This window comes from Kitasatospora sp. NPDC017646 (assembly GCF_044329365.1).
GTDB lineage: Bacteria > Actinomycetota > Actinomycetes > Streptomycetales > Streptomycetaceae > Kitasatospora.
Genome location: NZ_JBIRJC010000002.1, coordinates 513,326 through 526,249 on the forward strand (window position 1 = coordinate 513,326; position 12,924 = coordinate 526,249).

Sequence of the window (12,924 nt, forward strand, 5' to 3'; positions counted from 1 at the left end):
CGGGGCGGTCAGGGGAGCGCGGGGGCCGGGGCAGGGCTGCCGGACAGGGCGGTGAAGAGCAGTCGCCAGAGCGGCCCTTCGCCGGGGGCGGCGGTGTGGGCGTCGGCGGTGTGGGTGTGGTCGGTGTTGGAGGGGCCGGTGCGTTCGGCTGTGGTCAGCAGCCCCCGGATCACGGTCAGCAGCAGCTCGGCGACCAGCTGCGGGCAGTGGTCGGGGAAACCGCTGTCGCGCTGGGCGCGGCGGACCAGGTCGGTCAGGGCGCCGTGCATCTCGGCGAGGACGTCGCAGGGGGCGGGCGCCAGGTCGGGGTGGTCGACCGCGAGCCTGAGCGCGGCCCGCAGGCGTACGTCCGAGCGCAGTCGGTCGGCGAAGCCCACCACGACGCCTTCGAGCACGTCGGCGGCGTCGGCGCCCGGGGTGTCGTACGCGGCCCGCAGGCTCGTCCAGGTGTGCCGGGACTCGTCGATCAGGGCCCTGGCCAGCGACCGCTTCGAGGGGAAGTGGCCGTAGAGCGCGCCCTTGGTCATGCCGATGCGCTCGGCCACGGTGTTCAGCGTGGTGCTGTCGTAGCCCTGGGCGGCGAAGACCTCGGCCGCGGCCGTCAGGACCTTCTCCCGTGTGCGTCGCGCCCGTTCCTGCTTGGCCATGGCCCTGCCTTCCCTCGTTGCCTGGAACTCATACATACCATCGGGATGGAATGTTGTTGCAAAGCGTTCCGCTGTGAGTCGAAAGTGCTTGATGGGGCCTGTGGCATCGGAGAAAAGAAAACATACCTGTAGGAATCTTGCGAACGCATGAACGGCGCGGCCGGGGGCCCGTGCACGCTGGGTGCACCGGCCCCCGGCTGCGCCGTTCATGCGGCGGCTCCGGAGCCCCCGTCAGGTCGGGTCCGTCACCTCGCGCCTGGTGGCGAGGACCACCAGGCCGCCGAGGGCGGCCAGGCCCAACAGGACGGCGGCGAAGACGGTGGCGCCGCGGGTCAGGCCCACCGCGTCGCTGAGGTAGCCGGCCGAGACGGGCAGCAGGCCGGCCGGGATGTAACCGCCCACGTTCAGCGCGGCGTTGGCCTCGGCGAGGCGCTGCGGCGGGATGCCGGCGTTGAGCAGTGACAGGCCGCCGAGCTGGCCCATGCCCTGGCCCGCGCCGGCGAGCAGGGCGGCGAGGACGAGCACCGCCACCGCCTCGGTGCGCACGGCGACGGCCAGGGTGGCCATGCTCAGCGTGGTGGCCGCCGCGCCGGCGGTCAGGACGGTGCGGCGGCGCAGCTTCCGGACGGCGAACTGCACGCCCGTGGCGGCGAGGAACATCACGAAGACCATCGCGCCGGCGACGATCCGGTCGGTGGTGCCGAGCAGACCGGACAGCAGTGAGGGGCCGAGCGAGAGCACGAACGAGGTGGCGGTGATGCCGGGGGCGAACACCGCGATGCCGAGGGCGAGTTGACGGCCGTTGCCGCGCGGGACGCCGGGCACCCGGATCCAGGCGCCCTGGGCGCGGCTCCCGGGGCGGTGCACCGGCATCCGCAGGACGACCAGCACGGCGCCGGCCAGGACCACGGCCTCGACGACGAAGACGGTGGTGGTCGGCGCGGGCGCCAGCTCGGAGAGCACGCCGGCGAGCAGCGGGCCCAGGCCGGCGCCGAAGACCATCGCGCAGGAGGCCAGCAGGGCGGCGGTCCGTTTGCGCTCGGGCCCGGCCACGTCGGTGACCGCGGCCATCCCGGCCGAGACCACGGCACCGACCGCGATGCCGGTGAACAGGCGGGCCACGATCAGTGCGGCGACGCTGGTGGCGCTCCCGAAGACCAGGCAGGCGGCGAGGCCGAGCGCCAGGGCGGGCAGCAGGACGGGCTTGCGGCCGACCCGGTCGGAGACCACGCCGGAGACCAGCAGTGAGCCGATCAGGCCGACGATGTAGAAGGCGAACACCACGGTCAGGGTGCCCCTGGAGAAGCCGATGTCGTGTTGCCACAGCACGTACAGCGGGGTGGCGGCGTTGGAGAGCACGAAGACGGCGGTGACCGGCCAGGCGGCCAGCCAGATCCACCACAGGGGCGTGGCGGCGGTCTGGGCCGGGGCCGGTGGGGCGGCTTGGACGGGGGCGGTCCGGGTTGCGGACATGACTGTTCCCTCCCGAGGCGTGCTGCGGGGCCGCAGCAGTACGAGTCGAGTCGAACTTAGCATGCAGTACGATTGGAGTCGTACTGATTGCCGATGCCGGGTCATGTCGTGCTGTTCCGCGTGAAAGCCTTGGCAGCGCGAGGAGTTGAGGAGATGCCCATGTCCGTGACCACGACCGGTGCGCCCGCCGTCAAGGTGCTCCCCGAGCCCTCCGGCCTGCCCGCGCCGCTGCCCGAGCCGGGCATCGACGAGCTGCGGCTGGAGACCGTCCTCGGTGCGCTCAGCGACCCGCTGCGGCTGACCATCGTCCGCAAACTCCTGCTGGAATCCGAGGACTTCGACCACTCCTGCGGCTGGTTCGGGCTCGACCGGCCCAAGTCCTCGCTCACCCACCACTTCAAGGCGCTGCGGGAGGCCGGGGTCACCCGGCAGCGCCAGTACGGGCTGGAGCGGCGCAGCCACGTGCGGGTGGAGGACCTCAATGCCCGCTTCCCCGGCCTGCTCGACCTGGTGGCCGCCTGGGCGCCGCGGGGCTGACGCTTCGCGGGAGTGCCTTCGGGGCGTGCCTTCGGGCGGGGCTCCGGGGCGGGGTGGGGGATCATGGGTGGGTACCCCTGATCTCGTTCGCCGAAGGACCCCACTCGTGGCCCAGATCCTCCTCTTCCACTCCGCCCACGGCCTGAGCCCGGCCGTGCGCGGCGCCGCCGACCGGCTGCGCGCCGCCGGGCACACCGTGCACACGCCGGACCTGTTCGAGGGGCGCACCTTCGACGACACCGAGGCCTCCCGGGCCTACCAGGAGCAGGCCGGCGGCGGGGACGAGCTGCTGCGGCGCGCGGTGGCCGCCTCCGCCCCGCTCTCCGAGGGTGGGCTGGTGTACGCCGGGATCGGGCTGGGCGGCGCGATCGCCCAGAACCTCGCACTGGCGGACGAGAAGGCGCGCGGACTGCTGCTCCTGCACGGCACCTCGGACCTGCGCGAGGATGCGGTGACCGGCATCCCGGTGCAGCTGCACATGGCGGAGCCGGACCCGTACGAGCCGGAGGACTGGCTGAACGCCTGGTACCTGCGGATGCGGCGGGCGGGCGCCGAGGTCGAGGTGCACCGCTACCAGGGCGCCGGGCACCTGTTCACCGACCCGGACCTGGACGACTACGACGCGGAGGCGGCGGACCGGGCCTGGGCCGCCGCGCTGGACTTCCTCGCGGACCTGGAGGCGTAGCGCGGTTCGTGGGCCTGCGGCCCGCGGCTCCGTGCGTTTGGCCGGCCGGGGCCCGGCCGGAGGGTCGGCCGGGGCCTTACGGGCGGGCCGGGCCGCGGCGGGCGAGGGTCTGGCTGTAGACGACGCTGGTGGTGGTGGAGCCGAAGCCGGCGAGGGTGTCCACCAGGGTCTCCAGGTGTTCCATGGAGGTCGCGGCGACCTTGAGGGTGTAGCAGTCGTCCCCGGTGGTGCGCAGGCACTCCAGGATCTCGCGGCGCCGGGCGAGCAGCTCGTGCAGCGGCTGGTGGCGGTTGCCCGGGTACTTGAGGCGGACGACCGCGAGCACCGGGTAGCCGACCTTGGCCAGGTCGACGGTGGCGTGGTGGCCGGTGGTGGCGCACGACGGGCCGGCGCTGTTCGAGGAGGCGCGGGGGCCGGTCGAGGCGTACTACCGGGAGGCGTGAGCCCGGGCCTCGGTCGCGAGGTGACGACGCCGTGCTCCGTCGGGGAGTTGACCCTCACGTGGCGTGAGGTCCTACGGTTCCGGGGCGTGGAGGTCGTGGTTCCGCGGTCGGTACACCTCCCGCAGCGCCTCGGCCCACCGGGCGAGGTCCTGGCCGGCACCGGGGTGCCGCCCGGAGTGCGAGGGGGCCGGGCAGTCGGCGGGGCGCGCGAGGGGACGCCCCGCCGACTGCGGCCGGGTCCTGTGTGCTTCGCCCCGCCGCGCTGGTGCCCGGCGGGGCGAAGCGCCGTGCGGGCGGGGCCGGTCAGCGCTGCGAGCCGGAGGGGGTGGTGTTCGGGGCGTCGGTGGCGGTGGCGGTGGTGCCCGGGTCGGGCTTGGTCACCGGGTCGGGGATGTCGGCCATCGGCAGGGACTGCTTGGGCGCGCCGCGCAGGGCTCCGTTCATGGCGTCCCGCCAGATCGGGCCGGGGCCGTCGGCGCCGAACACCTCTGTGCGGTGGGTCCCGTTGATGGTGATGTCGCGCATCTCGACGCCGCCGGCCGGGCCGCCGAGCCAGACGGCGGTGGCCAGCTGCGGGGTGTAGCCGTTGAACCAGGCGGCCTTCTTGTGGTCCGAGGTGCCGGTCTTGCCCGCGATCTGCCGGTTGTCCTCCAGGTGGAGCATCGCGCCGGTGCCACCGTTCTCGGTCACGCCGTTCAGGACGGTGTTCATCTCCCGCGCCGTCGTCTCGGAGAAGGCCTTCTCGCAGTGGCCGGCCGGGACGGGGACGTCCTTGCCGTCCACGGTGGTGATCTTGCTGATGGCGACCGGGTCGCAGTGGGTGCCTTCGGCGGCGAAGGTGGCGTACATGCTCGCCATGGTCAGCGGGCTCATCTCCTCCACGCCCAGAGCCATCGCGGGGACCTCCTCCAGCGGCTTGCCGCTGGCCTTGGCGGTGATGCCGAGCTTGTTGGCCATCTGCTTGACCGCGCAGAGGCCGATCTCCTGCTCCATCTCCACGAAGTAGGTGTTGACCGACAGGGCCATCGCCTGCTTCAGCTGGTACGGGCCCTTCTCGCTCGCGGACTCGTTGGGGACCATGGTCCTGGGTCTGGCCTCGTTGCGCCAAGTCCCTTGGCAGGTCTTCATCGTCGGGTACTCCATCGTGTTCGGCGCCTTGTACTCCTGGACCGGTGGCAGGCCCGCCTCCAGCGCGGCGGCCGCGACGACCGGCTTGAAGGTGGAGCCGGGCTGGAAGCCGCTGCCGCCGCCCATCGCCAGGTCGACGTTGAGGTTGACGACGGTCTGGTTCTTCTCCTTCACCAGGCCGTACGGGCGGGTCTGGGCCATGGCCAGGATCTTGCCGGTGCCGGGTTCGACCATGCTGGCGGCGGCGGAGACGGTGTCGGTGATCCGGACGTTGCTGCTCACGGCGTTCTGGGCGGCGGCCTGCTTGTCCGGGTCCAGCGTGGTGTAGATGTTCAGACCGCCCGTGTCCCACAGCTTCTTGCGGTCGTCGGCGGACTTGCCGAAGGCCGGGTCCTGCTTGACCACGTGGCGCACGTAGTCGCAGAAGAAGCCCATGCCGGCCTTGGCGGTGATGCAGCCGTTCTGCGGGTCCTTGTACCTCAGGCCCAGCGGGGCGGCCTTCGCCTCCTTCGCCTGGTCGGCGGTGATGTGCTTGTTCTCCAGCATCTTGTCGATGACGACGTTGCGGCGCTTGACGGCGTTGTCGGGGTAGCGCACCGGGTCGTACTGCGACGGGTTCTGGACCAGACCGGCCAGGGTGGCTGCCTCGGCGATGGTCAGGTCCTTGTTGCTCTTGCTGAAGTAGCGCTGGGACGCGGCCTCCACGCCGTAGGCGCCGTTCCCGTAGTACGTGATGTTGAGGTAGTTGGTGAGGATCTGCTCCTTGGGCAGTTCCTCCTCCAGCTTGATCGCGACCTTGAGCTCCTGGATCTTGCGGCCCAGGGTCTTGCGCTGGGCCTCCAGGACGGCGGCCTTGTCGTCGCCGGCCTTCTCCACGTTGACGTTCTTCACGTACTGCTGGGTCAGGGTGGAGGCGCCCTGGGAGGCGGTGCCGCTCTCCGCGTTCTTGCCCAGTGCGCGCAGGATGCCCTTGAGGTCGACGGCGCCGTGCTCGTAGAACCGGGCGTCCTCGATGTCGACCTGGGCGTGCCGCATGAGGGGTGACATCTGGTCCGGGGTGAGGACGGTGCGGTCGCGCTCGTAGACCTTGGCGATCAGGCCGCCCCTGGCGTCGAAGATCTGGGTGGCCTGGGTGAGCGGCGGGGTCTTGAAGTCGTCGGGAATGTCGTCGAAGCTCTCCGCCGTGCTCTTGGCGGTCAGTCCGATGCCCCCGGCGACGGGCAGGGCGAGGCCTGCCAGCAGCACGCCGGAGACGACGCTCACGCCGATGAAGGTCGCCCCGAAACGAGCCAGCCGGAGCGGCGATCTGCGGGGAGGGCGGGGCTCTTCGGCGGCGCCCGAGGAATTCCGTATCGGAGAGGGATTCGATTCCATTCCGGAATGCTAACGCTGGGTCCTCGCTGGTCGAACGATTTTTGGCGAGGGTCTGTCACGGCTTTGCAACAGGCATGGGAATTGCTGGAACGTATACGAACTGAATAAATGTGGGGGAATTCCGTATTCTGCTGGACGCGCACTGGCCGAGCCCCCCTGGCGTGCGCCGCCCCTCCCCTTTCCCTGGCCTGACACCCCTTTGATGCGGTGAACGGGGCGAAACGTTGCACGCGTTCAGGCGGGGGAGTGGTCGTCGGTGCCGCGGGGTGGGCTCCCCTTCCCGACCCGCGAACAATCGGCGTGCGGGGGAGTGGAGTTGGTGGTTGGGTGCGGCGCATGAGTGATGTGAGCGGGGCACCCGCGCGGTTCAAGGACCTGGCGCTGGACGCGGCCGATCACCAGGGCTTGGCGGACTGGTGGTGCGCGGCGATCGGGTACGTGCGCAGGCAGTCGATCGACGGGGTGGAGCTGCCGGACGGGTGGGGCGTTCCGATCGTGGATCCGGACGGGGGTGGTCCGCTGGTCTGGATCAACCCGGTGGCGGAGGCGAAAACGGTCAAGAACCGGATGCACCCGGATGTGTGGGGCGATGCGGCCCGGCTGGTGGAGCTCGGGGCGACGGTGGTGCGGGAGCCCGCGGGTGAGGTGCACTGGCACGTGCTGGCGGATCCCGAGGGGAACGAGTTCTGCGTGTTCGCCCGGCAGGACGGCGAGGTCGGTTGACGGCCCCGCGCACCCTCGGCCATGCGCGAGGGGGCGCCGCGCTCCTGCTCGCCCGACGCCGACGAGGGGCGCCGCGGCTGTGGCCGCTGCCGGCGGCGGCCGAGGAGGACGGGGGCGGCGAAGGAGGTGACGGTGGGGCACGATGGGGGCCGTGGCAGAGCGGAGACACGAGTACGCACCGGCGGGGACGCTTCCGGGATTGTTGCAGCGCGGGCGGGGCCTGGGGGCGCTGATGGCGGCGGAGAATCCGGAGGCGGCCGCCGACCTGGTGTACGGGTGCGTCCGTTGGGAGTGGCGCTGGGACGCGCGGATCGACGAGCGGGACGTCTACCTCGCGCGTCTGATCCGGGACCTGGGGCTGCCGCTCGGGCCGGTGGTCGAGGTGTTGTCCGGGACCGGAAACGCCCGTGCGCGGGCCACCCGCGTTCTGGAGCTGCTGGCGCTCGACGGATCGGCGGAAGCCCGGGAGGCGCTGGGGGCGTGCGCTCGGCGAGAGCGCGAGGAGGCCGGGGCGGGTGCGGCGCACGAGGCTGGACGACCCGATCCGATGGCCGAGTTGGCGAGCAGCGCGCTGCTGGAGCTGCTGACCGATCCCGGGGAGTCGGAGCAGCGGAAGGTCAACGCGCTGCGGGTGCTCTGCGGGCGGGAGCCGGAGGCCGGGCTCGTCCCCCTCGTACCGTCGCTCGGTACGGCCGACGGCAGGTACCCGCTGTCGCGACTGCCCGGCGTGATCCGCGAGCTCGGCGCCCTCGCGATGCCGGCCGCCCGTGACTGGGCGGCCTCGGGCACCCGCTGGCTGGCGGTGGAGGGCCTTGCGGTGCTGGTCGAGCACGGTGAGGAGCAGGACGTTCCGACCCTCGTCGCGGAGCTGGAGCAGGACTGGGTGGACCGCGCCTGGTGCGGCCCGATGCACCTGGCGCGCGGGCTGGCGCGGTTCGGCCCGGGGGCGGCGGACGCGGTGTCGCTGCTGCGCCGGTTCTGGTTGCAGACGCCGCACTCGTCCGAGCGGGCCGCGTACCTGGAGGCGCTGGCGGCGATGGGGTCGGCCGGGATGGCGCAGGCGTACGTCGAGTCGCTCTGGGACTGCGAATCCGGTGTCCGGCTGTTGGGGGTGGAGCACGCTCCGGAACGGCCCGAGGTGTGGGAGCGGCTGCGCTACCTGCGGGACGATCCGATGGAGGAGAGGGCGGTGCGGGAGGCCGCGGGGCGGCGTCTGTCCGGGGGAGGGGCGAGCTAGAGTGGACGCGTGAACGTGTGAGTGATGGTCCGGACCCCGAGAGGTGTTCCGGGCCACATCCATTTCCAGCGGAAACTCCCGGGGACGCTCGGGGAGAGGCCCCTGTGACCGCGCGTTCGCCGGCCCACCAGATCAGCACCAGAGCCTCCGGAGGCCCCGCCTTGAGCGACCAGCCGTTCGCGCATCTGCACGTCCACACCGAGTACTCGATGCTGGACGGTGCCGCCCGGCTGAAGCAGATGTTCAAGGAGGTCGAGCGGCTGGGCCAGACCCATGTCGCGATGACCGACCACGGGAACATGTACGGTGCCGCAGAGTTCCACAAGCAGGCGACCGACGCGGGCATCACCCCGGTGATCGGCATCGAGGCGTACGTCGCCCCCGAGTCCCGTTCGAACACCAAGCGCATCCTGTGGGGCCAGCCGCACCAGAAGAAGGACGACGTCTCGGCGTCCGGCGCGTACACCCACAAGACCATCTGGGCCCGGAACAAGGAGGGCCTGCACAACCTCTTCAAGCTGACCTCGCGCTCCTACGCCGAGGGCTGGCTCGTGAAGTGGCCCCGGATGGACAAGGAGCTGATCTCCGAGCTGTCCGGCGGCCTGATGGCCACCACCGGCTGCCCCTCCGGTGAGGTGCAGACCCGGCTGCGGCTCGGGCAGTTCGACGAGGCCGTGAAGTCCGCCGCCGACTACCAGGACATCTTCGGCAAGGAGAACTACTTCCTGGAGCTGATGGACCACGGCCTCGACATCGAGAAGCGGGTCCGCGACGGGCTGCTGGAGATCAGCAAGAAGCTGAAGATCCCCCCGGTGGTCACCAACGACTCGCACTACACCACCGAGGCCGACGCTGGCGCCCACGACCTGCTGCTCTGCGTGCAGACCGGCAAGAACCTCTCCGACCCGGACCGCTTCCGCTTCGACGGCACCGGCTACTACATCAAGTCGGCCGCCGAGATGTACGCGCTGGACTCCTCGGACGCGTGGCAGGAGGGCTGCCGCAACAGCCAGCTGCTGGTCGCCTCCCGGGTCGACACCGAGGGCATGTTCAAGTTCAAGAACCTGATGCCCCGCTTCCCGATCCCGGAGGGCTTCGAGTCCGAGGCGGACTTCTTCAGGTCCAAGGTCTGGGAGGGCATGGACTGGCGCTTCCCGAACGGGTACGACGAGGAGCACAGGAAGCTCGCCGAGTACGAGATGGACACCATCATCCAGATGGGGTTCCCGGCGTACTTCCTCGTGGTCGCGGACTTCATCATGTGGGCCAAGAGCCAGGGCATCGCGGTGGGCCCGGGCCGTGGTTCGGCGGCCGGTTCGCTGGTCGCGTACGCGATGGGCATCACCGACCTCGACCCCATCCCGCACGGCCTGATCTTCGAGCGCTTCCTCAACCCCGAGCGCGTCTCCATGCCCGACGTCGACATCGACTTCGACGAGCGCCGGCGCGGTGACGTGATCCGCTACGTGACGGAGAAGTGGGGGTCCGACAAGGTCGCCATGATCGTCACGTACGGCACCATCAAGGCGAAGGCCGCCATCAAGGACTCCTCCCGGGTCCTCGGCTACCCGTACGCGATGGGCGACCGGATCACCAAGGCGATGCCGCCGGACGTCATGGGCAAGGGCATCCCGCTGTCCGGCATCACCGACCCGACGCACCCCCGCTACAGCGAGGCCGGCGAGATCCGCGGGCTGTACGAGACCGACCCGGACGTCAAGAAGGTCATCGACACCGCGCGCGGCATCGAGGGCCTGATCCGCCAGCCCGGCGTGCACGCGGCCGGCGTCATCATGTCCGCCGAGCCCCTGACCGACCACATCCCGGTGTGGACCCGGCACACCGACGGCGTCACCATCACGCAGTTCGACTACCCCACTTGTGAGAGCCTCGGCCTCCTCAAGATGGACTTCCTCGGCCTGCGCAACCTGACGATCATGGACGACGCCGTCAAGGCGATCGAGAAGAACAAGGGCATCAAGATCAACCTGCTTGATCTGCCCCTGGACGACAAGCCCACCTACGAACTCCTCGCCCGCGGCGACACGCTCGGCGTCTTCCAGCTCGACGGCGGGCCGATGCGCTCGCTGCTGCGCCTGATGAAGCCCGACAACTTCGAGGACATCTCCGCCGTCCTCGCGCTGTACCGACCGGGCCCGATGGGCGTCAACTCCCACACGAACTACGCCCTGCGCAAGAACGGTCAGCAGGAGATCACCCCGATCCACCCGGAGCTGGAGAAGCCCCTGGAGGAGGTGCTCCGGCCCACCTACGGCCTGATCGTCTACCAGGAGCAGGTGCAGAAGGCCGCGCAGATCCTGGCCGGCTACTCGCTCGGCCAGGCCGACCTGCTGCGCCGCGCCATGGGCAAGAAGAAGAAGGAGATCCTGGAGGCGGAGTTCGTCCCCTTCCAGAAGGGCTGCCGCGAGCGCGGCTACTCCGACGCGGCCATCCAGGCGGTGTGGGACGTGCTGGTCCCCTTCTCCGGCTACGCGTTCAACAAGGCGCACACCGCCGGGTACGGGCTGGTCTCGTACTGGACGGCGTACCTCAAGGCCAACTACCCGGCCGAGTACATGTCCGGCCTGCTCACCTCCGTCAAGGACGACAAGGACAAGTCGGCGGTCTACCTCAACGAGTGCCGCAAGATGGGCATCCAGGTGCTGCCGCCGGACGTCAACGAGTCCGACTCCGACTTCACGCCGCACGGCAGCGACACCGTACGGTTCGGCCTGACCGCCATCCGCAACGTCGGCGGTCCGGTGGTCGAGTCGATGATCCGCACCCGGAAGGCCAAGGGGAAGTTCACCTCCTTCCCGGACTTCCTGGAGAAGGTGGAGTCGGTGGTCTGCAACAAGCGGACCGTCGAATCGCTGATCAAGGCGGGGTCGTTCGACTCGCTCGGGCACACCCGCAAGGGCCTGAGCGCCCAGTTCGAGCCGATGATCGACAACGTCGTCGGAGTGAAGCGCAAGGAGGCCGAGGGGCAGTTCGACCTCTTCGGCGGCGACGCCGCCTCGGACGAGCCGAGCTTCGGGCTGGACGTGGTCTTCTCCGAGGAGGAGTGGGAGAAGTCCTTCCTGCTCACCCAGGAGCGGGAGATGCTCGGCCTCTACGTCTCCTCGCACCCGCTGCACGGCATCGAGCACGTGCTCGCCGACAAGTCGGACTGCGCGGTCGCCGACCTCGCCGAACGGCCGGACGGCACGATCGTCACCATCGGCGGCATCATCTCGGGCCTCCAGCGGAAGATGACCAAGCAGGGCAACGCCTGGGCGATCGCCACCGTCGAGGACCTCGCGGGCTCCATCGACTGCATGTTCTTCCCGGCCAGCTACCAGCTGGTCTCCTCCCAACTGGTCGAGGACGCCGTGGTGTTCGTGCGCGGCAAGCTCGACAAGCGGGAGGACGTGCCGCGGTTGATGGGCATGGAGCTGTCCGTCCCGGACCTGTCGAACGCCCACGCCGAGGCGCCGATCACCATCAACATCCCCAGTGGGAAGGTCACCCCGCCGCTGATCGCCCGGCTGAGCGAGGTGCTGACCCACCACAAGGGCACCACCGAGGTGCGGGTGCGGCTGGAGGGCCGCACCAAGACGACGGTGCTGCGGCTGGACCGGCACCGGGTGAAGTCGGACCCGGCGCTGTTCGGGGACCTCAAGCAGCTGCTCGGGCCGAGCTGCCTGGCCGGCTAGGGCCAGTGGGCGTGCGAGGGGCCCGGGGTGCACGGCGCCCCGGGCCCCTCGCGTGCTGTCACGCCCCGCTGCCGAGCCCCGGCGGGACGGCCGTGTGGAGCGCCGAGACGAAGGCGGAGATGGCCGGGTGGGAGCCCGCGCCGGCCCGGAAGGCGGCGCGGGTGCGGCGGTACATCGGCAGGCGGGTCAGGACGACGCCGGGCGGGGGCTGGGCGGTGCCGAGGTGGGGGACCAGGGCGACGCCCTGACCGGCGGCGACCAGGGCGAGCACCGTGGTGAAGTCGTCGATCTGGTGCCGGATCCGGGGCGCGAAGCCCGCCGCCTCGCAGGCCCGGACGGCCATGGTGTGGCAGAGGGTGCCGGGCGGGGACGTGATCCACGGCGCGCCGCGCTGCTCGGCGACCGTCCCCGGGGCGCGGGCGGCCAGGTACATCGGCTCGGTGAAGACCGGACGGGTCACCGCGAGGCCCGGTTCCGGGTCGGCCGGGACCAGGTCGTACTCGTGGACCAGGGCCACGTCCAGCTCGCCCGCGCGCAGCGCCGCGCCGACGGCCGCCGGGTCGACCTCGGTGACCATCGGCTCCAGCCCCGGGTGCCAGGCGGCCAGGCCTCCGAGCACCGCCGGGATGATCGCGCGGGCCGCCGAGGGGTAGGTGCCGATCCGCAGCGGCCCGGCCAACCCCTGCTTGGCGTGGGCGAGTTCGGCGCCCGCCTGCTCCAGCAGGGCGAGCACGGACTCGGCGTGACGGACCAGGCCCAGCCCGGCCGGGGTGAGGGCGACCCGCCGGCCGGTGCGTTCCAGCAGCGGCACGCCGGCCTCCTTCTCCAGGACGGACAGCTGCTGGGACACCGCCGAAGGGCTGAAGGAGAGCGCCTCGGCCACGGCCGCGATGGTGCCGAGGTGGGCGAGTTCGCGCAGCAGGCGCAGGCGTCGGACGTCGAGCATCGGCTCAGCTTACGAGAAGCGTCGGAAATGTGAACT

The 12,924-nt window shown here is 71.0% G+C and carries 9 protein-coding genes and 1 pseudogene; 5 read left to right on the forward strand and 5 right to left on the reverse strand.

Translation table 11 applies throughout. From position 1 onward, the window contains the following. Window positions 1-8 precede the first annotated feature (8 nt). Both ACH4J0_RS05385 and ACH4J0_RS05390 read right to left on the reverse strand, forming a co-directional pair. A complete protein-coding gene (locus ACH4J0_RS05385) occupies window positions 9-647 on the reverse strand; it encodes a TetR family transcriptional regulator (protein WP_396236398.1) in 639 nt (212 codons plus the stop codon). A 231-nt stretch (window positions 648-878) separates the two neighbouring features. After that, on the reverse strand, window positions 879-2,120 hold the full coding sequence (locus ACH4J0_RS05390; RefSeq protein WP_396236400.1) for an MFS transporter: 1,242 nt from the start codon (window positions 2,118-2,120) through the stop codon (window positions 879-881). Window positions 2,121-2,279: 159 nt separating this feature from the next. On the opposite strand from ACH4J0_RS05390, the gene ACH4J0_RS05395 reads away from it, so the two are divergent. Together ACH4J0_RS05395 and ACH4J0_RS05400 are read left to right on the forward strand one after the other, a co-directional pair. Then, window positions 2,280-2,657 carry an ArsR/SmtB family transcription factor gene (locus tag ACH4J0_RS05395; protein ID WP_396236402.1) on the forward strand — a complete coding sequence of 126 codons (378 nt, stop codon included), beginning with the start codon at window positions 2,280-2,282 and terminating at the stop codon, window positions 2,655-2,657. 106 nt (window positions 2,658-2,763) lie between these two features. After that, complete coding sequence (locus ACH4J0_RS05400) at window positions 2,764-3,342, forward strand: dienelactone hydrolase family protein (protein ID WP_396236404.1); 579 nt, start codon at window positions 2,764-2,766, stop codon at window positions 3,340-3,342. A 76-nt stretch (window positions 3,343-3,418) separates the two neighbouring features. On the opposite strand, the pseudogene ACH4J0_RS05405 reads toward ACH4J0_RS05400, so the two are convergent. Together ACH4J0_RS05405 and ACH4J0_RS05410 are read right to left on the reverse strand one after the other, a co-directional pair. Further along, window positions 3,419-3,712: pseudogene (locus ACH4J0_RS05405) on the reverse strand (Lrp/AsnC family transcriptional regulator); the annotation flags it as partial. Between the two features lie 376 nt (window positions 3,713-4,088). Beyond that, window positions 4,089-6,176 carry a transglycosylase domain-containing protein gene (locus tag ACH4J0_RS05410; RefSeq protein ID WP_396236406.1) on the reverse strand — a complete coding sequence of 696 codons (2,088 nt, stop codon included), beginning with the start codon at window positions 6,174-6,176 and terminating at the stop codon, window positions 4,089-4,091. 447 nt (window positions 6,177-6,623) lie between these two features. Here ACH4J0_RS05410 and ACH4J0_RS05415 point away from each other — a divergent pair, with 447 nt between their 5' ends. The 3 genes from ACH4J0_RS05415 to dnaE all read left to right on the forward strand — a co-directional run bounded on the left by ACH4J0_RS05415 (window position 6,624) and on the right by dnaE (window position 11,942). Next, on the forward strand, window positions 6,624-7,010 hold the full coding sequence (locus tag ACH4J0_RS05415; protein WP_396236408.1) for a VOC family protein: 387 nt from the start codon (window positions 6,624-6,626) through the stop codon (window positions 7,008-7,010). A 151-nt stretch (window positions 7,011-7,161) separates the two neighbouring features. Continuing rightward, the gene (locus tag ACH4J0_RS05420) at window positions 7,162-8,247 is read left to right on the forward strand and encodes a hypothetical protein (protein ID WP_396236410.1); all 1,086 of its coding nucleotides are present in this window, start codon (window positions 7,162-7,164) and stop codon (window positions 8,245-8,247) included. Between the two features lie 161 nt (window positions 8,248-8,408). Further along, on the forward strand, window positions 8,409-11,942 hold the full coding sequence (dnaE, locus tag ACH4J0_RS05425; RefSeq protein ID WP_396236412.1) for a DNA polymerase III subunit alpha: 3,534 nt from the start codon (window positions 8,409-8,411) through the stop codon (window positions 11,940-11,942). Between the two features lie 58 nt (window positions 11,943-12,000). Here dnaE and ACH4J0_RS05430 read toward each other — a convergent pair whose 3' ends face one another. After that, complete coding sequence (locus ACH4J0_RS05430; protein WP_396236414.1) at window positions 12,001-12,888, reverse strand: LysR family transcriptional regulator; 888 nt, start codon at window positions 12,886-12,888, stop codon at window positions 12,001-12,003. Window positions 12,889-12,924: the final 36 nt, after the last annotated feature.